The sequence below is a fragment of the Streptomyces litchfieldiae genome (assembly GCF_031845365.1).
Classification (GTDB): Bacteria; Actinomycetota; Actinomycetes; order Streptomycetales; family Streptomycetaceae; genus Streptomyces; species Streptomyces litchfieldiae.
The window spans coordinates 191350-212948 of the sequence record NZ_JAVREL010000005.1; the positions used below are offsets into that span (position 1 = coordinate 191350).

A 21599-nucleotide genomic window follows, 5' to 3' on the forward strand; every position below is an offset into this window, starting at 1 on the left:
GCGCGGCGGCGCGCCCGGGAGAAGCGCCTAGAGGTGCGCGAGCTTGTGCAGCACCGGCGCCGCGGCGCGCAGCGCTGCCCACTCCTCCTCGTCGAGCTCGCCGACGAGCTGGGCCAGCCAGGCGTTCCGCTGGCCGCGGCTCGCCTCCAGCATCTCCTCGGCCTGGTCGGTGGCGGCGACGACCTTCTGCCGCCGGTCCTGGGGGTGTGGTTCGAGCCCGACGAGGCCCCGGTCCTGGAGCAGCGCGATGATGCGGGTCATCGACGGCGGCTGAACGTGCTCCTTGCGGGCCAGCTCCCCCGGGGTCATGGGGCCGCAGCGGGCGAGGGTGCCCAGCGCGGACAGCTCGGCGAGGCTCAGGGTCCGGTCCGCACTGAGGTGGCGCAGACGGCGCGAGAGCCGCAGCACGCCGATGCGCAGTGTGTTGACCGCGTCGGCGTCGTCCGGGCCGTCCAGCATCGCGTTGGGCATGGGCACCACCCTCTGGCTCATTAGCTTGCCTAACGAAATATAGGACGATCGTCGGCCGATGTACATTCCCCGGGGGCCATTCGAGTGATGCGTGAGACACCCCCAGGTAGGCTGCGGGCATGCGCCTCGGTGAGTGGACCAACGGAAAACGGGAGGCACCCGAGCCCCTTGAGGGCAACGTGGTGGCCACCGTTCTCGTCGGCACCATCGCCTGGGCCGCGCTGTTCGTGGTCCAGTTGCCCTTCTACTCCTGGTACGCCGACCACGACCACACCTGGTGGCTCTGGACCTGCCTGACCGGCGCCGGCCTCGGCGTCTTCGGCCTGTGGTACGTCCGCCGCCGCGAGGCCGCGATCCAGGCGGCGCGGGCCCGGCAAGACCGGCCGGACAGGGCCTGATCGAAGAGATCCAGGTCGTACATGGCGCGCGGCGCCGAGAGGTCGCAGGGCTCGGTGATCTGCGCCCGGCGCGGCGTCAGGGGCACGTCTCCCGCCAGGCGTCCAGGTCGAGGTTCTTGGCGAGCGAGCTGAGGCCCAGGGGGGTGGTGACCGGGCAGAACTCCTCGGGGGACAGGGCGTATTCGACGTGGAATACGGCCTTGCCCGCCTCGATGAACGGGGTCAGCGCCTCGCACTCGCCGAACTCGGCGCACTCCTCGTTAACGGCGAAGTCGAACTCGTCGACCAGCTCGGGTATTTGCGGCATGTCGTTCTTCAGGCCCACCGACAGGCCGCGTTCATGGGCGAGTTCGGCGATCATGCGGTTGTAGGCGAGCTGGTCGGCGGCCGTCAGGGGGAAGCCGGTCTCGTTCAGGTGGCCGTCGAGGAGGTCGGGTTCGACGGCATCGAAGCCCTTGTCGGCGCACATGTCGAAACGCTCGGCCATCAGCGGGCGCAGCGCGTCCAACCGGCGGATGTCCAGCCAGCGTTCGCCCTCCCAGCCGTTGCCCTCGCCGAGCAGTCCGGCGGGGAACGCGTCCCGGTCGGGGCGGAAGTCCTCCCAGGCGCCGGCGTTGATGTAGCAGATGACGCGGACGTCGCGCGCGCGCAGCGCGGCCACGTCCTCGGCGGTCGACTCGAAGCCGTCGATGTCGTACACCGGGACGTCGACGGTGAGGTCGAGCGGGCCGCTGAGCTGCCACTGCCAGTCGGTGCCGGGCGCGGGCCGCCACAGTTCCGGCTCGGCCTCGGTTTCGGCCTCGGTTTCGGCCGACTCCTCCGGCACCGGAGGGGAGGCGGCGGAGCCGGAGCAGGCGGTCAGCGCCAGCAGCGACACGGCGGCCAGGGCCCCGCGTGCCGTCAGTCGAACCACCGGGCGGTCTCCAGCTCGTCCGCCCGCGAGGGGTCCTCCAGCAGGGCGGCCAGCTCGAACCGGCGCGGCCACTGCCCGGTGGCCCAGGCCAGCCCGGCGGCCAGCCCCTCGACGGTCGCCGCGTGCAGCGTGCCGTCGGCGCTGAGGCGCCAGTCCAACTCGACGGCGGAGATGACCAGTTCGTCGTGCTCCACATAGGTGGCGGGCGTTCCCTCGCCGAGCAGCGCGCGGGCCGCCGCGGGCACCTCCCGCTCGGTACCGGAGGCGGGCGGCTCGGCCGGCAGGGCGGCGCCGAGCGGGCGCACGTCGAGCACGGCCGCCAGGGCGGCGGCCCGGTCCGGCGGCACCGGCAGCAGCGCGCGTCCGGTGGCCAGCGGCAGCAGGTCGGGAGCGTCGGCGACCAGGGCGTCACCGGCGGCCACCACGGTCGGCACGCCGTCCACCACGGCCCGCAGCTCGTCGGGGAGCGTCACGTCGTCCGGGTCCAGCTCGGCCAGCAGGGCGTACAGGCCGTGCAGTTGGGCCGAGGTCACCGGGCGGTCGGGGTCGGCGAGGCGGGCCAGCAGGTCGGCCGCGCCGCCCGGCTCGGCGAGCAGCGCGCGGGCGGTGGTGCGCACCCCGAGCGCGTGCAGCACCTCCTCGTCGACGTCCGCCGTGTCCGCGTCCTCGTACAGGTGGGCGAGCAGCGGGTCGCCGTCCGCCGCGCGCAGACCGGCCGGGCGGCGGCCGTCCAGGATGGGCGCGCCGCGCAGCCACCAGGCCGTGTACGAACGGGCGCGCTCGATCGTGCCGTCGGGCATCCGGACGCGGACGGCGGCGGTCAGCGCCGTGCGGAACGGCGGCCGGGCGAGCAGCCCGAGCACCTGGGGCCAGGCGTCGTCGGCGACGAGCTCCAGGTCGCGGACGGCCAGCACCTCGGCGGCGACGGGCGGCAGCGCGGCGTCGGGCAGCGCGTCGAGCGTGTCCTCGCACCACACGTCCACCGCGTCCAGCAGGCCGATGTCGTCGGGCTCGGCGAAGTCGGCGTCGCGCGGCTCCAGTTCGTCCGGGTCCAGGACCACGTCGGTGGCCCGTATCAGCGCGAAGTCGCCCTGCACGCCCACCGCGGTGAGCGGCTGTTCGCCCCAGCGGGCGGCCAGCTCCGGGTCGCAGGCGGCGAGTTCACCCTCGCGGATGATCCGCTGGAACACGCTGTCCGGGTAGACCAGCTCCCCCGCCGGGGTCAGCTCGCCGTCCTCGTCGGGCAGCGCGAGGGCGGCCAGCCACGGCTCGTCGCCCGGCCGCAGCCCGGCGTCGCGGACCAGCGCGAGGACCGTCTCGGCCAGCTCGGCGGCCGGGATGGCGTCCTCGTCCCACACCTCGACGTCACCGGAGGCGGCGACGGCCGCCCGCACCTGCGAGGTGGCGAGCACCGCGCGGGGCGTGGCAGGGGCGGCACCCAGCTTCTCCAGCAGCGGGTGGGCGGCATCCGGGTGGGCGACCTTCAGCCCGAGCCGGTCCAGCTCGGCCGGGTCGGTGCCGGGCACCGGCAGCAGCACGCGGCGCGGGCCGATGGTGGTGCGGCCGCCCCCGGCGGCCGCGCCCCCGTTGCCGGGGGGACCCTCACTGGCCAGCGGAACGGGCAGTCCGGTCAGCAGCTCGGGGTCCACACCGGCCAGCGACTCGTACAGCCGCCACCACCAGCTCGGCGGGCGCTCGACGCCGGCCAGCCGGTCGATGATCTCGCCGAGCGAGACGCGGGCCACCTCCAGCACCCGCAGCTCGGCGCGGCGCTCCAGCCCGGCGGGCAGCAGCACCGGGAACAGCTCGGCCAGCACGGCGACGGTGTCCGCGCCGGCGCGTTCCACGAGCTCGGCCTCGGTGGGGCGCAGCGCGACGGGCACCTCGGCCTCGGGCTCGTCGGTGCCGGGGGCCGCCGCGGCGCTGGGCAGGAACGCGGTGGTGGGCAGCCGGTCGAGCAGCAACGCCCGCAGCCGGCCGTCGAGTTCGCCCCGGCCCAGCGGCCCGGGCACCAGGCTCAGCGTCTCCTCGGTCACCGGCCGCCAGTCGGCGAGCAGCGCGGTGAAGGCGTCGGCGGCGCGGGCGAGGAGGAAGTCGGTCAGCGGGCCCGGCGCGACATGGCGGCGGGTGGGCTCCAGCGGGAAGGTGGCGATGAGCAGGGCGGGCAGGCCGAGCGCGTCGTCGGTGGGGGTTGGCGCGTGCACCACGGGCGCGCTGGGCGGCGGGGCCGGGGCGCCCTCGGCGTCCACCGGAACGGCCCAGGTCACCGACCAGTGACGGCGTTCCCGTTCCTCCAGCGGCCGGTCGGCCAGCAGCTCGGGGTCGGCCTCGCCGTTGGCGGTCGACACCCGCCAGCGGGTGGAACGGACCGCGCTGCCGGCCGGCCCGGGCTCCTCGGTGATCTGGGTGTAGGGCCCGAACTGGCGGCGCGTCAGGGTCCGCGGCACGCCCGCCACCTCGACGGTGACCTCGTCGAGGCCCGGCAGCGTGAGCAGCAGCGTGTCGTCCACCGCGTCCAGCAGCCGGGCCGCCAGGTCCTCGGCCGCCGCGTCGCGCAGCGGCAGGATGACGGCGGTGTCATAGCCCTCGGGGACCTCGGCCCCGGCCAGCGGCAGCGGCAGCCGCAGCAGCGGAACGGCGTGCCGCTGGCCGGCCCGGCGGTCCAGCTCGGCGAGCAGCCGCGGGGTGTCGGCGGCGGCGGCGCGGGCGAGTTCGCCGGCCTCGGTCAGCGACCAGCGCACCCCGCCGGCCCGGCCGGTGATGGCGGGCTCGTCGCTGACGGTGAGGACGGCGGCGAAGCCGACGCCGAACCGGCCGACGCCGCCCTCCGCGTCCCGCTTGGCGGAGGCGCGCAGCGTGGACAGCGACTCCACGCCCGCCGCGTCCACCGGCGCCCCGGTGTTGGCTGCGGTCAGCACCCCGTCGGCCAGCGTGAGCCGCAGCCGGCCGGGCAGCCCGGCGCGGGCGGCGGCGTCGGCGGCGTTCTGCGCGAGCTCGACGACCAGCCGGTCGCGGTAGCCGCCTCTGGCCAGGTCCTCCTCGGCGTTGGCGTCCTCCCGGAAGCGCGCCGGGGAGCCGGTCCACGCGGTGAGGACGCCGTGCCGCAACCGCTGGGTGTCGAACGGGTCGTCGCTGCTGTCGGTGGTCACGGGAGCGACAGTACCGGGTGCGGGCGCGCGCGACGCCGCCTCGGGCGGCGCCCCGGCTAATGGGAGGCGAACGGGCCGCCGCCGATGCTACGTTCGGCCGTCGATGACCGACATATCGCTCCTGCTCGTGGCGGGTGCGGCGGTGTTCGCGGGGTCGGCGGTGCAGAGCGGGCCGGGGTCCGTCTTCAAAGGGGGCGTCCGGCCACCCGCGGCGTCTGGCGCGTGCGATCGCAAGGCGCCGGATCGCAGCTCGTACTTGGTCGTACTCGCGCGATTCGGCAACGCAGCGAGCGTGCGTGCCTGGGGGTACCTCCCGCTTGCGGGGGAGCGTCGCGGGTAGGGCGGCCTCTTTGAAGACGGGCCCCAGCTCGGCCTGGGCCTGATCGCCGCGCCCGTCGTCGCGTTCGCCGCACCGGAACTGCTGCCCGGTGCCCTGGTGGTCACCTCGATGACGCTGCCGACGCTCACCGTTATCACCGAGTGGCGGCACATCCACTGGCGCGGCCTGGCCTGGGGGCTGCCCGCCCGGGTGCCGGGCGCGCTGGCCGGGGCGTGGCTGGTGAGGGTGCTCGGGCCGCGCGCGCTGGGCGCGGTGGTGGGCGTGATGGTGCTGCTGGCGACGGCGGCCTCGCTGTGGTCGGCGCGGGTGCGCATCCGCCCGGCGTCGCTGCTGACGGCGGGCGCCGTGTCGGGGCTGACGGGCACGGCCACGTCCATCGGCGGGCCGCCGCTCGCGCTGCTCTACCAGCACGAGCCGGCCGCCCGGGTGCGGGCCACGCTGGGCGCGTTCTTCTTCTTCGGCGCGGCGATCTCGCTGGCCGCGCTGGCGCTGGCGGGCGAACTGGACGGCGAGCAGATCCGGGCCGGGCTGCTGCTGACGCCGTTCGTGCTGGCCGGGTTCCTGGCGGGAAGGCCGCTGCGCACGCGGTTGGGTCCTGCCCGGTCGGTCTTGTCGGATCAGTCCGCGTCGTCAGACGCGGTGCGCCCCCAGGCCCTTGGGGGCCTGGGAGGTACCCCCCGCAAGGCGCCGGATCGCCACTCGTACTTGGCCGTACTTGGGCGATTCGGCTGGGGGCACCTCCCAGCGTTAGCTGGGGGAGCAGCGAGGTGCCGTGTATGGCGGCGCGGGCCCGGCAAGACCGGCTGGGCAGGACCCCCGGGCGCGGGCCCGGCGCGCGGCGCGCTGCTGGCGACGGTGGCCGCCTCCGGGGCCGCCCTGATCCTGCGCTCGCTGGCGTGAACTAAAGCGGGTCGGCGCCCATGTGGTCGATCACCGGCGGCGCCGGCGGCTGCGGCTCGGGCATCACGGCGGCCTCGGAGTGGCCGCCGCAGCCGTAGGACAGCGAGACCACGTGCCCGTCCGCCGGGGAGTACTCGTTGGCGCACACGCCGAACGCCTGCCGCAGCGCCCCCGCCATCGGCACCAGGAAGCCGCAGCTCACGCAACTGGCCGGGGCCGCTTGGGCCATCGGCGTCTCGGCGCCCCAGCCCTCCGCCCAGCGGTCGGCGGCGTCCTCCGTCCCGAACCAGGACAGCACCCGGCGGCGGCCCAGCCCCACTTCGTTCAGGACATCGGTGATCCCGCCGCGCTCGGCGGCCTCGGCCTCGGGCGCCTCGGCCAGGAACCCGGGCGCCAGCCGCGCGTCGTCCGGCTCGGTGGGCAGCAGGTCGCCGGGGCCCAGGTCGCCCGGGCGCAGCCGCTCGCTCCACGGCACCCACTCGGGCGCCAGCAGCGCGTCCGGGCCGGGGGTGAGCGCGACTTCGTCGACGGTGACGTAACGGGCCCGGGCGGCGCGGGCGACGGTGACGGACCAGCGCCAGCCGGGGTAGCCGGGGTCCTCGCTGGCGAACAGGTGGGTGACCAGCCGGTCCCCCTCGGCCACCGCGCCGAGGTAGGAACCCAGCGGCTGCGGGTACGCGGCCTCGGCCGCGGCCTCGCGGGCAAGGTCCACCGCCTCGGCACACAGCCGGTCCGGGGTTCGGCTTCGCATCCCAGCACTCACAAGAATTCACTCCTACGCCGTCGTCGGTGCGGGCGCCTGGTGGCGATCGGAGCCGACGGAGCGGACACTGGACCGCTACGACGTCGCGCTGAACGAGGCAAGGCGCACCGTTGGCCCACGCTACCGCACGCCCCGGGCGGCGGGTGCGTGGGCCGCGACGCTCCCGGGACGGCGCCGCGCGCGCCGTAAACCCCTGTAAAGGGGACGCGAGAAGCAGGAACCGGGCAAGGTTCTGGCCTTAGGCTTGCAGCCGTGGCCGCAGGCAGCTCCTCCGACACCAAGAGCGGGTCCGGCTCCGGGGTCTTCCACCGGGCGGTCCGCGCGACGGGCCGTGCCCTGCCCGCGGTGCCGCTGGCCGTCGGCCGCCGCATCCGGCGCGTCACCCACGCCCACGGCGCCGGCGAGTCCGGGCTGGCGAAGCTGATCGAGCTGCACGCGGTGCACTCCGCGGGCGACATGCTCATCACGATGGCGCTGGCATCCACCATCTTCTTCTCGGTGCCCACCGACGAGGCCCGCGGCCGGGTGGCGCTGTATCTCGCCATCACCATGGCCCCGTTCGTCCTCCTGGCCCCGGTGATCGGCCCGCTGCTGGACCGGCTGCCGCACGGCCGCCGCGCGGCCATGGCGGCGGCGCTGCTCGCCCGGGGCGGGCTGGCCCTGGTCATCGCGGCGGCCGTGGTCTCCGGGGGGCTGGAGCTGTATCCGGCGGCGCTGGGCGTGATGGTGTGCTCCAAGGCGTACAACATCGTGCGCGCCGCGGTCGTCCCCCGGCTGCTGCCGTCCCGCATCTCCCTGGTGAAGGCGAACGCCCGCATCACCCTGACCGGCCTCATCTCCGCCGGCGCCGCCGCGCCGGTCGGCCTCGGGCTGAACGCGATCGGCGAGCGGTGGCCGCTGTACGGGGCGTGCGTGGTCACCGTCGTCGGCGCGTTCCTCTCCTTCCGGCTGCCGCACCAGGTGGACCTGGCGCGCGGCGAGCGCACCGTGCACCTGGCGGAGCTGGCCGAGGCCAGGCGCGCCAAGTCCCGGGACCGGGACGAGGGGCGGCGCGGGGTGCTGCGGGGCGTGGACTCGCCGGTGTTCAAGGCGCTGATCGCGAACGCGTCGCTGCGGGCGCTGTCGGGTTTCCTGCTGTTCTTCATGGCGTTCCTGCTGCGCAGCGAGTCGCTGCCGGGGCTGACCGCCGCGTTCTCCCTGGGCGTGGTGGGGGTGGCGGCCGGCACGGGGAACGCCCTGGGGAACCTGCTGGGGAACTGGCTGCGCGACCGCGCCCCGGAGCGGATCCTGCTGGTGGTGCTGCTGCTGGCGCTCGCGTGCACGGTGACGGCGGCGGTCAGCTATCTGACGGTGACGGTGGTCGCGGTGTGCGCGGCGGCGGGCATCTGCCAGGCGCTGGGGAAGCTGTCGCTGGACGCGATGATCCAGCGGGACGTGCCCGAGGTGGTGCGTACGTCCGCGTTCGCCCGTTCGGAGACCTCGTTGCAGATGGCGTGGGTGGCGGGCGGCGCGATCGGGATCGGGCTGCCGCTGGAGGGCACGCTGGGCATGGCGGTCGCGGCCGGGATCGTGGCGGCCGGCGCGCTGCCGTCCCTGGGCAGTCTGCTGTCCGCGGCGCGGCGCGGCACGCCGCACCCCCGCGTCAGATGACCGGCGGCCTGCGGGTTAACCTGCCCGCATGACTGCGTTCGCCACGAAGCGGGGCCGCCGGGCCGTCCGTACCACCTTCGCCGCCGGCACTGTTTCGCTGTCGCTCCTCGCGCTGTCGGGGTGCCAGGAGCCCAGTCCGAACGCGCACTTCACGCTCGGTTCGGCCACCTCCTCGCGGGAGACCGCGGACGACTGCTACGCGCACGGCGAGGACCTGAGTGTCGACCGGGTCCGGGAGTGCCTGGACAGCGACGAGGACGTGCCGGTCTTCACCACGCAGGCCGGGGACACGTTCCGCATCGGGGTGGACCCGGAGATCGCGGACACCGGCTGGCTGCTGTTCTTCAACGGCCTGCTGTACGACGCGAATCCCTTCACCACCACCTATCAGACGTTCGACGTCGACGAGATCCAGCAGCGGGACCGCGACCGGAACCAGACCCCGGGCACGCTGCCCGAGGCGAGCGACATCCGGGTCGTCGTCGCCCAGGTGGGCGAGGACTACGACGCGGAGGAGATCTGGTCCTCCTCGTCCCAGGAGCAGTACGAGGAGCGGCTGTTCGGCTCCTTCGAGGGCGTGTGGAACGCCGATCTTGAGCCCGAGGACTGACGACGGCCCGCCGCTGCGGGTCCTGGTGGTCACCGCCGTCCCGCCCGAGCGCGACGCGGTGGTGAACGGCCTGAACGCGGCGCCCGCCTGGCTGGTGACCGAGGTCCTGGCCGCGGGCGTGGGGCCCGCCGCCGCGGCGGCCGGGACGGCCACCGCGCTGGCGCTCGCGCCCGAGCCCCACGACCTGGTGATAGCCGCCGGCATCGGTGGCGGCTTCGCGCCGGCCGCCGGCGTCGGCGGCACGGTCGTCGCCTCCTCGATCGTGGCCGCCGATCTGGGCGCCCAGACTTCCGACGGCTTCCTCGACGTGGCCGAACTCGGCTTCGGCGTCGCCGCCCACGAACCGCCCGAGGGCCTCGCCCGGGCGGTCGCCACCGCCACCGGCGCCGCCCTCGGCCCGGTGCTGACCGTGAGCACCGTCACCGGCACCGCCGAGCGCGCGGCCGAGCTGGCGAAGCGGCACCCGGGGGCGGCGGCGGAGGCCATGGAGGGGTTCGGGGTGGCGACGGCCGCGGCGCCGGCCGGTGTTCCGGTGCTGGAGATCCGCTGCGTGTCCAACGCCGTGGGCCCCCGGGACCGCGCGGCCTGGCGCATCCCCGCCGCGCTGCGGGCGCTGACCGACGCGTTCGCCGCGCTGCCGCCCGTACTCGACACCTGGAGGGACCGTGGCTGACGCGCTGCGCATCTCGTACTCGCCGTGCCCCAACGACACGTTCGTCTTCCACGCCTGGGCGCACGGCCTGCTGCCCGGGGCGCCGCCGGTGGAGGTGGACTTCGCGGACATCGACATCACCAACGGCCTGGCCGAGCGCGGCGAGGGCGACATCCTCAAGGTGTCCTACGCGGTGCTGCCCTGGGTCCTGGACGAGTACGCGTTGCTGCCCTGCGGCGGCGCGCTGGGCCGGGGCTGCGGGCCGCTGGTCCTGACCCGGGACGCGGCCGGGCCGGCGAGCCTGGCGGGGAAGACGGTGGCGGTGCCGGGCGAACGGTCCACCGCCTACCTGCTGTTCCGCCTGTGGACGGCCGAGCACGTGCCGGGCGGGGTCGGCGAGGTGCGGGTGCTGCCGTTCCACGAGATCATGCCCGCGGTGCGCGACGGCCTCGTGGACGCCGGACTGGTCATCCACGAGGCGCGGTTCACGTATCAGCGGTACGGGCTGCACCGGCTGGCCGACCTGGGCGAGTTCTGGGAGGGGACCACGGGGCACCCGATCCCGCTGGGCGCCATCATCGCGAAGCGGTCGCTGGGCGCCGAGCGGCTGGCCGCGATCACGGACGCGATCACGGCCTCCGTCCGGCACGCCTGGGCGGACCCGGCGGCGAGCCGGGCCTATGTGCTGGAGCACGCCCAGGAGATGGACCCCGAGGTCGCGGACGCCCATATCGGCCTGTATGTCAACGAGTTCACCGCGGATCTGGGCGAGGCGGGGTACGCCGCGATACGGGAGCTGCTGACGCGCGCGGCCGACGAGGGGCTGGTGCCCGCGGTCTCGGGAATCTAGTCCGGTGCCCGGCTCAGACGTCGAGCTGGTCGGCGACGGCGCGCAGCATGCCGGCGATCTTCCGGCCGCTCTGCCGGTCCGGGTAGCGGCCCCGTTCGAGCTGCTGGGACACGCCGTCCAGAAGCGTCGTCAGATCCTGGACGATCGAGGCCAGCTCGTCGGGCTTGCGCCGCTGCGCGGCGGCGACGGACGGCACCGGGTCGAGCAGCGTGACCGACAGCGCCTGGTCGCCGCGCTGACCGGCCACCACGCCGAACTCGACGCGCTGTCCGGGCCGCAGGGCCTCGACCCCGCTGGGCAACGCTGAGGAGTGCACGAAGACATCGCCGCCGTCGTCACGGGAAAGGAAGCCGAAGCCCTTCTCGCTGTTGAACCACTTGACCTTGCCGGTAGGCACGTGTCCTCGTTCCTCGCACTCGTCCATAACAATGAGGCGGGCCACCCGACCCGCCACGTCCCAGGCTAATCGCCCTCGGCCCGGTGACAAGATGCCGCCGGGCCGTTTCGGAGGATCACTGCCCCCGGCGCGCGGCGAGTATGCGCGCCTGCGACCCTGGAGGGGTGAGTGACAGGAGCCCGGCGAGCCCGGGAGACGTGCTGGTGCGGGTGGGCGCGGTCGTGTTCGGCGTCGGCGCGCTGGCCACGATGGTGACCGTGATCCCGCTGTTCATCGGGGCCGACCCGCTGCCGACCGCCGCGTATGTCGTGTCGATGCTGATGGGCGTCGGCTTCGCCATCGCGGCGGCCGGGCTGCTGCGTTCCGTCGCGCACCAGCGGCGGGTGGCCCGGGCGGGTCAGACGGGCCGGACGGCGGGGGCCGCCTCGGCGAGGTAGCTCTCCAGCCAGGCCGGGAAGCCGGTCAGGTCGGGCAGCACCACGTCCGCGCCCGCGGCGTTCAGTTCCGCCGCGGCGCAGGGACCGGTGGCCACGGCGACGGACACCGCGCCGGCGGCCTTCGCGCCGCGCACGTCGCCCACGTGGTCGCCGACGTACACCGCGGCCTCGTGCGCGCGCAGCGCCTCGGCCTTGGCCTCGGCCCACAGGGAGCCGATGACGGCGTCCGGCTCGAACCCGAGGTGCTCCATGTGGAGCTTCGCGTTGGGCTGGTACTTGGCGGTGACGACGATGGACCGGCCGCCGTGGCCGGTGACCGCGGCCATCGCCTCCCGGGCGCCGGGCAGCGCGGTGGTGGCGCGGATCGCGTGGGTCACATAGATCTCGCGGTAGCGGTCGCCGACGGCCGGTATGCGGTCGGCGGGGAACCAGTACGCCAGCTCCTCCTCCAGCGGCGGCCCGAGGCGGGTGACGACCAGCTCGGCGTCGATGAACACCCCCGTCTCCGTGGACAGTGCCTCCATGGCGGTCCTGATGCCTGGCCGGGAGTCGATGAGCGTCATGTCGAGGTCGAATCCAACGGTCAGCGTGGGCGTCTGGGGAGAAAACGGCATAGGGCCATTGTGCCTGGAGCACATGCGTACACTTAGGCTCGCCTTACCTAAGCCCCGCCCGAAGTGACCGACCGAGGAACGCATGTCCGCCGCCGCTCCCCCGCTTCCGCACGCCCAGCGCGGCGCCCCGGCCGCCACCCGGCGGCTCGGCTGGCTGTGCGCGGCGGGCGCCGCGGTGGCCGTCGCGGTGGTGCTGAGTCTGGCGCTCGGCAGCCGCTCGCTGTCCCTGGACGAGCTGTGGCGGGCGTTCTTCACCGGCGGCGAGGGCCCCGGCACGGAGGTCGTCCGCGAGATGCGGGTGCCGCGCACGCTGGTCGGACTGATGGTCGGCGCGGCGCTGGGCCTGGCGGGCGCGGTGATGCAGGGCCTGACGCGCAACCCCATCGCGGAGCCCGGGATCCTGGGCGTCAGCCAGGGCGCGGCGGTCGCCGTGGTGCTGGCCATCGCCTACGCCGGGGCGCACGCGCTGACCGACTACGTCTGGTACGCGTTCGCCGGTGCCGGCCTGGCGGGGGTGGCCGTCTACGCCGTCGCGGCGCGCGGCCGGGGCGGGGCGACGCCGGTGAAACTGGCGCTGTCGGGCGCCGCGATCAACGCGCTCCTCGTCTCGGTGACGATGGGCGTGCTGACCACGCGGTCGGCCACGCTGGACGAGTTCCGGTTCTGGCAGATCGGCTCGCTGTCGGGGCGGGACGCCGAAATCGCCGGGCAGATCTGGCCGTTCCTGCTGGTCGGCACGGTGCTGGTGCTCGCGGCGGCGCGCGGCCTGGACGCGCTGGCGCTGGGCGAGGACGTGGCGCGGGGCCTCGGGCAGAACGTGGCGCTGGTGCGGATCACCGGCGGCCTGGGCGCCACGGTGCTGACCGGCGCCGGGGTCGCGGCCACCGGCCCGATCGCCTTTGTGGGCCTGGCCGTTCCGCACCTGGCGCGGGCGCTGGTGGGCGGCGGCCACCGCTGGCTGCTGCCGATGTGCGCGCTGCTCGGGCCGGTGGTGCTGCTCGTCTCCGACGTGCTGGGCCGGCTGGTCTTCCCGCCCTCGGAGGTGCCGGCCGGGGTGATGACGGCGCTGGTCGGCGTGCCGTTCCTGGTGTTCCTGGTGCGCCGTTCGGGAGTTCGCGCATGACCGCTACGACGTCGGCCGGCTATGCCGTCGCGCGGGGACGGCGTGCGTCGTTCCTGGTGCACCGGCGGGCCTCGGTGGTCGCCGGGGTGCTGGCGCTCGCGCTGCTCGGGGCGTGCCTGGCCGCGCTGTGTCTGGGCGAGTCACCGGCCGCGCCGGACCAGGCGATACGCGTGGTGTTCGGGCTGTCCTCCAGCGAGGAGTTCGTGGTGGGGGCGCTGCGGCTGCCGCGGCTGACCGTCGGGCTGCTGGTGGGCGCCGCGCTCGGGGTGGCCGGGGCGCTGATCCAGACCGTGGCGCGCAACCCGCTGGCCAGCCCCGACATCATCGGCGTCACCCATGGCGCCGCCGCCGTCACCGTCGGCGCGATGACCTACGGCCTGGCCTCGGCGGCCGTGCTGCCGTACTGGTCGGTCGCGGGCGGGCTGGCCGCCGCCGGGCTGGTGTACGTCTTCGCCTGGCGCGGCGGGCTGCACGCGGCACGTTTCGTGCTCATCGGCATCGGCTTCGCCGTCGCGCTGCGCTCGATCACCCAGCTCTTCCTCACCAAGGGCGACTACCAGGTCGCCCAGCAGGCCACCGTGTGGATGACCGGCTCGCTCAACGGGCGCGGCTACACGGAGGCCGAACCGCTCGCCTGGGCGCTGCTGTTGCTGCTGCCCGCCGTGCTGTGGGCCGCCCGCGCGCAGCGGTCGGTGGTGCTGGACGACGACACCGCGACCGCGCTGGGCGTCCGGCTGGGCCCGGTGCGGCTCGGCCTGGCCACCCTGGGCGTGCTGCTCGCCGCGCTGGCGACGGGCGCGGCCGGGCCGGTGGACTTCGTGGCGCTGCTCGCGCCGCAGATCGCGCGGCGGCTGACCCGGACCGCGCAGATCCCGCTGCTGTGCTCGGCGCTGGCCGGCGCGTTCATCACCGTGGCGGCGGACGTGCTGGCGCGGACGCTGTTCTCCCCCACCGAGCTGCCGGTGGGCGTGGTCACCGCCGCGGTCGGCGCGCCGTACCTGCTGTGGCTGATCGTCAACAACCGCTCCTCCGGAGGCCGCTCCTCATGACTTCCCGGCTCGGCGCCCGCGGGCTGACCCTCGGCTACGACGACGCGCGGACCGTCGTCGAGGGCTTGGACCTGGAGATCCCGGACGGTCAGGTGACCGTCATCGTGGGCCCCAACGCGTGCGGCAAGTCCACCACGCTGCGGGCGCTGGGGCGGCTGCTGAAGCCCCGCGGCGGCTCGGTGCTGCTGGACGGTCAGGAGCTGGCGCGGATCCCGACCCGGCGCATCGCGCAGGCGATCGGGCTGCTGCCGCAGTCGCCGGTGGCGCCCGAGGCGATCACCGTGGCCGACCTCGTCTCGCGCGGCCGGCAGCCGCACCAGCGCTGGTGGCAGCAGTGGTCCCAGGAGGACGAGCGGGCCGTGACCGAGGCGATGGCGCGCACCGATGTGACGGAGCTGGCCGACCGGCCGGTGGACGAGCTGTCCGGCGGTCAGCGGCAGCGGGTGTGGATCGCGATGGCGCTGGCCCAGGAGACGGACCTGCTGCTGCTGGACGAGCCGACGACGTTCCTCGACATCGCCCACCAGGTCGATGTGCTCAATCTGGTCAGGCAGTTGGAGCGGACGGTGGTCACCGTGCTGCACGACCTGAACCAGGCCGCCCGGTACGCCGACTTCCTGGTGGCCATGAAGAACGGCCGGATCGTGGCCCGCGGCCGGCCCGGGGACATCGTCACGGCCGACCTGGTCGCCGAGGTGTTCGGCCTGGTCGCCGTGGTCGTCCCCGACCCGGTCACGGGCTCCCCGCTCGTCGTCCCCGGCGCGCCCGTCCCGGCCCCGGGCGCATCCCCCGAGAAAGAAGAGGCAACACCACAATGAACCGCCGTATCACCGCCGCGGCCGCCTTCGCGCTGACCGCCGCGCTCACCCTCGCCGCCTGCGGAGACGACTCCGACAGCGGTGGCGACACCGGCAGCGGATCGGGCGAGGGCGGCACCCGCACCGTGCAGACGGCGATGGGCCCGGTGGAGGTGCCGGAGAACCCCGAGCGCGTCGTCGTGCTGGACACCGGCGAGCTGGACACCGCGATCACGCTGGGCATCACGCCGGTCGGCGCGGTGGAGACGGACACCGGGACGATGTTCCTGGACTACCTGCCGCAGGACCAGTTGGAGGGCATCGAGAACGTCGGCGCCATCACCCAGCCCAACCTGGAGGCGATCAACGAGCTGAACCCGGACCTGATCATCGGCAGCAAGATCCGCGACGAGCAGCGCTACGACGAGCTGTCGCAGATCGCCCCCACCGTCTTCACCGAGACGGTCGGCGCGCCCTGGCAGGAGAACTTCCTGCTGCACGCCGAGGCGCTGGGCAAGTCCGAGGAGGCCGCGGCCGTCGTCGAGGAGTACGAGGCGCACGTCGCCGAGGTGACCGAGGCGATCGGCGGCCCGGAGGCCGCGGCCGGGACCGAGGTCAGCATGCTGCGCTTCATCGAGGGCGGCAACACCCGGCTGTACGGCGAGGAGAACTTCATCGGCACGATCCTGTCGGACGTCGGCCTCGGCCGCCCGGCGATCACCCAGGAGGCCGAGAACGGCTTCGCGGTCGAGGTGAGCCCCGAGCAGGTCGACCAGGCCGACGGCGACATCATCTTCTACACCTCGTACGGCTCCACCGAGGGCTCGGGCGAGGACGAGGCGGTCGGCGGCCCGCTGTGGGACGACCTGACGGCCGTGCAGAACGAGCGTGCCTTCCGCGTCAACGACCAGCTCTGGTTCCTGGGCATCGGCTACACCGCGGCCGACCAGATCCTGGACGAGCTCCAGCAGCACCTCGCGGGCTGAACCCTCAAGTCCCTTCGGGGGAGGCGCCGTTGAATCGACGGCGCCTCCCCCGGCGGCGTTCCTACCGGGAGTCGATCCGCTGGATCTCCTCGATCACGCGGTCCTTCAGCTCCAGGTTCATCGGGGCGTAGCCGAGGTCGCCCGCGGCGGCGTCGGCCGTGGCGTCCGTCAGCGTCCAGGTCCAGAAGTCCCGCAGCAGCGCGGCCGTTTCGTCGTCGTAGCCGCACTCGTAGGCGAAGATCCAGTTGGCGCCGGTGATGGGGTAGCCCGCGCCGCCGATGTCGTCGATGGAGAACTGGAAGTCGTCGGGGATCTCGGCCTCCTCGGAGGCGGCCGTGGTGGCGTCCAGCGTCGGCTCGACGGCGACGCCGTCCTCGTTGACGATCCGCGCGGTGGCCAGGTCGTTGCTCAGCGCGTAGGACTGGTTGACGTAGCCGAGGCCGCCGGAGTTCTCGCCGACGGCGCGCGCGACGCCCTCGTTGCCGTCCCCGCCCAGCGTGTCGGGGTGCCAGTCGATGTCCGTGCCCTCGGCGTACTCATCGCCCCAGAACGGGACTTCGGTGGTGAGGTAGCGGGAGAAGACATAGGTGGTGCCGGAGCCGTCCGAGCGGTGCACGGGCCGGATCTCCTCGGCGGGCAGGTCCAGGCCCGGGTTGAGCTCGGCGATGGCCGGGTCGTCGTAACGCGTGATCCGGCGGTCGTAGATCCGCGCGAGCACGTCGGCGGTGAGGACCAGACCGTCCAGCGCGTCGTCGTTCAGGGCGACGACCACCGCGCCGAAAACCACCGGGAACTGCACGGCCGGGCAGCCCCGGACATCGCCCGCGATCGCCAGCTCGCTGCCCTGGAGGTAGCGCTCGGAGGAGCCGAAGTCCACGGTGTCGGACAGGAATTGCTCGATCCCGCCGCCCGATCCGACCGCCCGGTAGTCGATCGTGGCGCGGGTCTCGACGTGGGTGCTGTAGTAGGCCGTCCACTCGTCGAACAGCGGCGCGGGGAACGTGGCCCCGGACCCCGTGAGCTGGCCTGAGAGCGTGCCCCGGGTGACGGCGGACCCGTCGTCGGTCCCGGAGCAGCCGCCGAGGAGGAGGACGGCCGCCGCGGCGGGCGCGGCGGCCCTCACGAGCCGGTTCCGCATGGTGCCGGGCTCCTCGCCTCAGCCGAAGCGGCCGGAGACGTAGTCCTCGGTGGCCTGGTTGGCCGGGTTGGTGAATATCTTCGTGGTGGCGTCGATCTCCACCAGCCCGCCGGGCTCGCCGATCGCCTTCAGGTTGAAGAAGCCGGTGACGTCGCTGACCCGCTGCGCCTGCTGCATGTTGTGGGTCACGATGACGATGGTGTACTGCTCCTTCAGCTCCGTGATCAGGTCCTCGATGGCCTGGGTGGAGATCGGGTCCAGCGCGGAGCACGGCTCGTCCATCAGCAGCACGTCGGGCGCCACCGCGATGGCGCGGGCGATGCACAGGCGCTGCTGCTGGCCGCCGGACAGGCCGGAACCGGGCCGGCTCAGCCGGTCCTTGACCTCTTCCCAGAGGTTCGCCGAGCGCAGCGACCGCTCCACGAGCTCGTCGAGGTCGGCGCGCTTCATGCGCTTGTTGTTCAGCTTCACCCCGGCCGCCACGTTGTCGTAGATCGACATGGTGGGGAACGGGTTGGGCCGCTGGAACACCATCCCGATGTGCCGGCGGACGCCCACCGGGTCCACGTTCGCGCCGTACAGGTCCTGGTTGTCCATCAGGACCTTGCCCTCGACGCGCGCCTTGGGCACCAGCTCGTGCATGCGGTTGAGGGTGCGCAGGAACGTGGACTTGCCGCAGCCCGACGGGCCGATCAGGGCGGTGACGGACCGGGGCTCGATCGTCATCGACACGCCCTGCACGGCGAGGAACTTGTCGTAGTAGATGTCGAGGCCCTTGACCTCGATGCGCTTGGCCACTGTGCTTCGCTTCCTTTTCCGGGTCCGGTGGGGGGCCGCTAGCTACGGGTCTTCGGGGCGAACAGGCGGGCGATGAGCCGTGCCACGAGGTTGAGCGCCATGACAATGAGGATCAGCGTCAGCGCCGCGGACCAGGCGCGGTCGTAGAACGCCTCCCTGGCGAAGCCGGGCGCGGTGGAGTACTGGGTGTAGGAGAAGACGGAGAGCGTCGCCATCCGGTCGTCGAACGGGTCGAAGTTGTCCGCCCGGGTGATGCCGACCGTGATGAGCAGCGGGGCCGTCTCGCCGATGACGCGGGCGATGGCCAGCGTGACGCCGGTGGCGATGCCGGCCAGCGCGGTCGGCAGGACGACCTTGACGATCGTGCGCCACTTCGGCACGGCCAGCGCGTACGACGCCTCGCGCAGCTCGTTCGGCACGAGCTTGAGCATCTCCTCCGCGGAGCGCACGACCACGGGGATCATCAGCACGCTGAGCGCGACCGAGCCCATGAAGCCCATGCGGATACCGGGGCCGTAGAACAGCTCGAACAGCGCGTAGACGAAGAGGCCCGCCACGATCGAGGGAATGCCGGTCATCACGTCGACGAAGAACGTGATGGCGCGGGCGAGCCGGCCCCGGCCGTACTCGATCAGGTAGATCGCGGTCATCAGGCCGATGGGCACCGACATCAGCGCGGCGATGCCGGTGATGATCAGGGTGCCCATGAGCGCGTGGTGGGCGCCGCCGCCCTCGTCGATGACGCCGAGCATCGAGTTGTTGAAGAAGTCGGCGTCGAACCGCTCCAGGCCGTTGTCGATGACGGTCTGGATCACCGATATCAGCGGCAGCAGCGCCAGCAGGAACGCCGAGGTCACCACGGCTGTGACAAACCGGTCGAAGGCCCCCCGCGCGCCCTCGACCCGGCGGGCCCAGGTGTAGATGACGGCCGTGTAGCCGACCGCGGCCAGGATGCCGCACAGCGCGGCGCCGGCGCCGGCCAGATAGAGCGCGCCGCCGGCCAGCACGAACGCCAGCAGCGTGAGCGGCGCGGCCCGGCGCGGCAGCGAACCGTGCGTCAGCGGCATCTCGTTGAGCAGGGCCGCCGGGTCCTTGTCCAGGGAGGTGGTCGGAGTGGACATCAGTTGGCTCCCGAGAAGTCGCGACGCCGGTTGATCACCGCGCGGGCCCCCATGTTGACCAGGAGCGTGACGGCGAAGAGGACGAGGCCGGAGGCGATCAGCGTGTTCACGTCGAGCCCGGACGCCTCGGGGAAGGACAGCGCGATGTTCGCCGCGATCGTCGACGGGTTGTCGCTGCTGATCAGGTCGAACGAGACCGTCTCCCGGTTCGCGGACAGGACGATGGCCACCGCCATCGTCTCGCCCAGCGCGCGGCCGAGGCCGAGCATCAGTCCGCCGACGATGCTGGAGCGGCCGAACGGGAGGACCGACATGCGGATCATTTCCCAGCGGGTCGCGCCCAGCGCCAGGGACGCCTCCTCGTGCAGCCGGGGTGTCTGGAGGAACGCCTCCCGGATCACGGCGGTGGCGATCGGCAGGATCATGACGGCGAGCACGATGGTGGCGACCAGCATGGTGCGGCCGGTCGCCGAGGCGGGCCCGTCGAAGAAGGGGATGAAGCCGAGGTTGTCGGCCAGCCACTCGGTGGGCCCGACGGTCAGCGGCGCCAGCTCGAAGAAGCCCCACAGGCCGAAGATGATGCTGGGCACCGCGGCCAGCAGGTCGATCAGGTAGCCCAGCAGGGAGGCCATGCGGCGCGGCGCGTAGTGCGTGATGAACAGCGCGATCGCCACTGCCAGCGGGGAGGCGATCAGCAGCGCGAAGAACGCCGACAGCAGGGTGCCGAAGAGGACCGGCCAGATGTAGAGGACGATGCCGTCGCCGCCGTCGATCCGGTCGGAGTCGGCCGTCAGCGCGGGCCATGCCTCGGCGACCAGGAACGCCGCGACGCCGGCGAGGATCGCGAGGATCAGCACGCCCGCGCCGACCGCGGAGCCGGCGAAGAGGCGGTCCCCCAGCCGCTGCGGCGCTCCCCGGGTGCGCGTGCTCTCGTTGCTGGGAGGCCGCGTGCTCTCTTTGGTGGGAGGCACTGTCTCTTCCCTTCTCAATGACGGATGGTGAGGCCGGTTTCGGGTGATGGGCGGGAAGCCCCAAGGTCCGGGCGGCCTCCGTGCGGAGGCCGCCCGGACCGGACGGGGGCCGGGTGGCTCAGCCCGCGGAGATGGCGTCGACGGCGGCCTGGAACTCGGTCCGCAGCGTCTCGGACAGCGGAGCCGAACCGGCGGACTCGGCGGCGGCGGCCTGGCCCTCCTCGCTGATCATGTAGGTGAGGTACCCGCGCACCAGCTCGGCCTTGGCCTCGTCGTCGTAGGTGGCGCAGGCCATCGCGTAGGACACCAGGACGATCGGGTACGTGCCGGCCTCGGTGGTGTCCCGGGCCAGGTCGTAGGCGAAGTCGTACTGCCCCCGGCCCTCGACGCGCTCGGAGACCTCCAGCACGGCGGCGGCGGCCTCCGGCGAGTAGGAGACGAACTCCTCGCCCACGCCGACCGCGACGGTGCCGAGGTCGCCGGCCTGGCTGGCGTCGGCGTAGCCGATGGTGCCGTCGCCGCCGGAGACGGCCTGGACGACACCGGAGGTGCCGTTGGCGGCCTCACCGCCGGAGACCGGCCACTCGTCGCTGACCTCGTGCGGCCAGGCGTCGGGGGCGGTGGCGGACAGGTACTCGACGAAGTTCTCGGTGGTACCCGAGGGGTCGGAGCGGTTGACCGGGGTGATCGGGGTGTCCGGCAGCTCCACATCGGGGTTGTCGGCGGCGATCGCCTCGTCGTTCCAGGTGGTGATCTCCTGGTTGAAGATCCCCGCGATGGTCGCCGGGCTCATGTTGAGCGAGTCGACGCCCTCCAGGTTGAAGATCACCGCGACCGGCGAGACGTACACCGGGATCTCGACGACCTCCCCGCAGCGCTCCGTCGCGGCGGACAGCTCGCCCTCCTCGTCGTCCAGGTAGGCGTCGGTGCCGCCGAAGTCGGTGCCGCCCTGGACGAACTGCTCACGGCCGCCGCCCGAGCCGACCGGGTCGTAGTTGACCGTGACGCCCGGCTGAAGGGCGTTGAAACCGGCCTGCCAAGCGGCCTGCGCGGCCTCCTGGGAGCTGGCGCCCGCACCGGAGATGGTGCCGGACAGCTCCGCCGACCCCTCGCCGCCGTTGCCGCCGGTGTCCCCGCCGCCGTTGCCTTCCTCGTTGTCGCTACTGCAGGCCGTGACCAGGGCCAGGGCGGACACCGCGGCTATCGCGGCGCTCTTCGCGCGCCAGTTGCGCATGGCCGATGCTCCTTGTTCATGCCCAGCCGGTCCGGCCGGGTTCAGAGGACTTGAACGTGTCGGTCAGAACGTAGGAGTGGGCGGCGAAGCAGCGAGAACCAGAAGGTGAACAGAAACGTAGGTTCGCTGGAACCGACAGTTTCACAAAAAGTGTTGGAATCGTTAAGGAACGAAGCTCCCGAGAGAGATCGGGAACGCCCACCGGCCCGGTGGCGCTCCACCGGGCCCGGGCGCGGTC

General features: G+C 73.5%; 22 protein-coding genes. 11 read left to right on the plus strand and 11 right to left on the minus strand.

Going from position 1 to position 21599, the window contains the following annotated elements; genetic code table 11:
• Positions 1-27: 27 nt before the first annotated feature.
• Positions 28-471, minus strand: a complete 444-nt coding sequence (locus RM590_RS11535) for a MarR family winged helix-turn-helix transcriptional regulator (RefSeq protein ID WP_311704376.1) — start codon at positions 469-471, stop codon at positions 28-30.
• Positions 472-590: 119 nt separating this feature from the next.
• On the opposite strand from RM590_RS11535, the gene RM590_RS11540 reads away from it, so the two are divergent.
• Positions 591-869, plus strand: coding sequence for a DUF2530 domain-containing protein (locus RM590_RS11540; protein ID WP_311704377.1), 279 nt, complete (start codon positions 591-593; stop codon positions 867-869).
• 76 nt (positions 870-945) lie between these two features.
• Here RM590_RS11540 and RM590_RS11545 read toward each other — a convergent pair whose 3' ends face one another.
• Positions 946-1782 (minus strand): endo alpha-1,4 polygalactosaminidase, encoded by an 837-nt coding sequence (locus RM590_RS11545; RefSeq protein ID WP_394813850.1) that lies wholly within the window; start codon positions 1780-1782, stop codon positions 946-948.
• A complete protein-coding gene (locus tag RM590_RS11550; protein ID WP_311704378.1) occupies positions 1770-4931 on the minus strand; it encodes a sacsin N-terminal ATP-binding-like domain-containing protein in 3162 nt (1053 codons plus the stop codon). Before RM590_RS11550 ends, RM590_RS11545 begins: the two co-directional genes overlap by 13 nt.
• Positions 4932-5313: 382 nt before the next feature.
• Here RM590_RS11550 and RM590_RS11555 point away from each other — a divergent pair, with 382 nt between their 5' ends.
• Complete coding sequence (locus RM590_RS11555) at positions 5314-6171, plus strand: sulfite exporter TauE/SafE family protein (RefSeq protein WP_311704576.1); 858 nt, start codon at positions 5314-5316, stop codon at positions 6169-6171.
• A gap of 1 nt (position 6172) precedes the next feature.
• On the opposite strand, the gene RM590_RS11560 is transcribed toward RM590_RS11555, so the two are convergent.
• Entirely contained in the window at positions 6173-6922 is a 750-nt protein-coding gene (locus RM590_RS11560; RefSeq protein WP_311704379.1) for a DUF3027 domain-containing protein, read from the minus strand.
• 264 nt (positions 6923-7186) lie between these two features.
• Here RM590_RS11560 and RM590_RS11565 point away from each other — a divergent pair, with 264 nt between their 5' ends.
• The 4 genes from RM590_RS11565 to RM590_RS11580 are packed head-to-tail and all read left to right on the plus strand — an operon-like array spanning position 7187 to position 10696.
• Positions 7187-8584, plus strand: coding sequence for an MFS transporter (locus tag RM590_RS11565; RefSeq protein ID WP_311704380.1), 1398 nt, complete (start codon positions 7187-7189; stop codon positions 8582-8584).
• A 28-nt stretch (positions 8585-8612) separates the two neighbouring features.
• Positions 8613-9194 (plus strand): hypothetical protein, encoded by a 582-nt coding sequence (locus tag RM590_RS11570; RefSeq protein ID WP_311704381.1) that lies wholly within the window; start codon positions 8613-8615, stop codon positions 9192-9194.
• Positions 9178-9867: a futalosine hydrolase gene (locus RM590_RS11575; RefSeq protein ID WP_394813851.1), complete on the plus strand. Its 690-nt coding sequence runs from the start codon at positions 9178-9180 to the stop codon at positions 9865-9867. The genes RM590_RS11570 and RM590_RS11575 overlap by 17 nt, the downstream gene beginning before the upstream one ends.
• A complete protein-coding gene (locus RM590_RS11580; RefSeq protein WP_311704382.1) occupies positions 9860-10696 on the plus strand; it encodes a 1,4-dihydroxy-6-naphthoate synthase in 837 nt (278 codons plus the stop codon). Before RM590_RS11575 ends, RM590_RS11580 begins: the two co-directional genes overlap by 8 nt.
• 13 nt (positions 10697-10709) lie before the next feature.
• On the opposite strand, the gene RM590_RS11585 is transcribed toward RM590_RS11580, so the two are convergent.
• Positions 10710-11093 (minus strand): cold-shock protein, encoded by a 384-nt coding sequence (locus RM590_RS11585; RefSeq protein WP_311704383.1) that lies wholly within the window; start codon positions 11091-11093, stop codon positions 10710-10712.
• Positions 11094-11233: 140 nt separating this feature from the next.
• Between RM590_RS11585 and RM590_RS11590 the strand changes: the two genes are divergently transcribed.
• Positions 11234-11530 carry a hypothetical protein gene (locus RM590_RS11590; RefSeq protein ID WP_311704384.1) on the plus strand — a complete coding sequence of 99 codons (297 nt, stop codon included), beginning with the start codon at positions 11234-11236 and terminating at the stop codon, positions 11528-11530.
• Here the strand turns inward: RM590_RS11590 and RM590_RS11595 are convergent.
• Positions 11491-12144, minus strand: a complete 654-nt coding sequence (locus RM590_RS11595) for an HAD family hydrolase (protein WP_311704385.1) — start codon at positions 12142-12144, stop codon at positions 11491-11493. The genes RM590_RS11590 and RM590_RS11595 overlap by 40 nt on opposite strands.
• 82 nt (positions 12145-12226) lie before the next feature.
• On the opposite strand from RM590_RS11595, the gene RM590_RS11600 reads away from it, so the two are divergent.
• The 4 genes from RM590_RS11600 to RM590_RS11615 are packed head-to-tail and all read left to right on the plus strand — an operon-like array spanning position 12227 to position 16099.
• On the plus strand, positions 12227-13267 hold the full coding sequence (locus tag RM590_RS11600) for a FecCD family ABC transporter permease (RefSeq protein ID WP_311704386.1): 1041 nt from the start codon (positions 12227-12229) through the stop codon (positions 13265-13267).
• A complete protein-coding gene (locus tag RM590_RS11605) occupies positions 13264-14316 on the plus strand; it encodes a FecCD family ABC transporter permease (RefSeq protein ID WP_311704387.1) in 1053 nt (350 codons plus the stop codon). The genes RM590_RS11600 and RM590_RS11605 overlap by 4 nt, the downstream gene beginning before the upstream one ends.
• Positions 14313-15134 carry an ABC transporter ATP-binding protein gene (locus RM590_RS11610; protein WP_311704388.1) on the plus strand — a complete coding sequence of 274 codons (822 nt, stop codon included), beginning with the start codon at positions 14313-14315 and terminating at the stop codon, positions 15132-15134. The genes RM590_RS11605 and RM590_RS11610 overlap by 4 nt, the downstream gene beginning before the upstream one ends.
• A complete protein-coding gene (locus tag RM590_RS11615; protein WP_311704389.1) occupies positions 15131-16099 on the plus strand; it encodes an ABC transporter substrate-binding protein in 969 nt (322 codons plus the stop codon). Before RM590_RS11610 ends, RM590_RS11615 begins: the two co-directional genes overlap by 4 nt.
• Before the next feature lie 61 nt (positions 16100-16160).
• Here the strand turns inward: RM590_RS11615 and pstS (RM590_RS11620) are convergent, their stop codons facing one another.
• The 5 genes from pstS (RM590_RS11620) to pstS (RM590_RS11640) all read right to left on the minus strand — a co-directional run bounded on the left by pstS (RM590_RS11620) (position 16161) and on the right by pstS (RM590_RS11640) (position 21361).
• Complete coding sequence (gene pstS / locus RM590_RS11620; RefSeq protein WP_311704390.1) at positions 16161-17237, minus strand: phosphate ABC transporter substrate-binding protein PstS; 1077 nt, start codon at positions 17235-17237, stop codon at positions 16161-16163.
• Positions 17238-17255: 18 nt separating this feature from the next.
• Positions 17256-18035, minus strand: a complete 780-nt coding sequence (gene pstB / locus RM590_RS11625; protein ID WP_311704391.1) for a phosphate ABC transporter ATP-binding protein PstB — start codon at positions 18033-18035, stop codon at positions 17256-17258.
• Positions 18036-18073: 38 nt separating this feature from the next.
• Positions 18074-19156, minus strand: coding sequence for a phosphate ABC transporter permease PstA (pstA, locus tag RM590_RS11630; RefSeq protein ID WP_311704392.1), 1083 nt, complete (start codon positions 19154-19156; stop codon positions 18074-18076).
• Entirely contained in the window at positions 19156-20127 is a 972-nt protein-coding gene (gene pstC / locus RM590_RS11635; protein ID WP_311704393.1) for a phosphate ABC transporter permease subunit PstC, read from the minus strand. Before pstC ends, pstA begins: the two co-directional genes overlap by 1 nt.
• Before the next feature lie 118 nt (positions 20128-20245).
• Positions 20246-21361 (minus strand): phosphate ABC transporter substrate-binding protein PstS, encoded by a 1116-nt coding sequence (pstS, locus tag RM590_RS11640; RefSeq protein ID WP_311704394.1) that lies wholly within the window; start codon positions 21359-21361, stop codon positions 20246-20248.
• Positions 21362-21599: the final 238 nt, after the last annotated feature.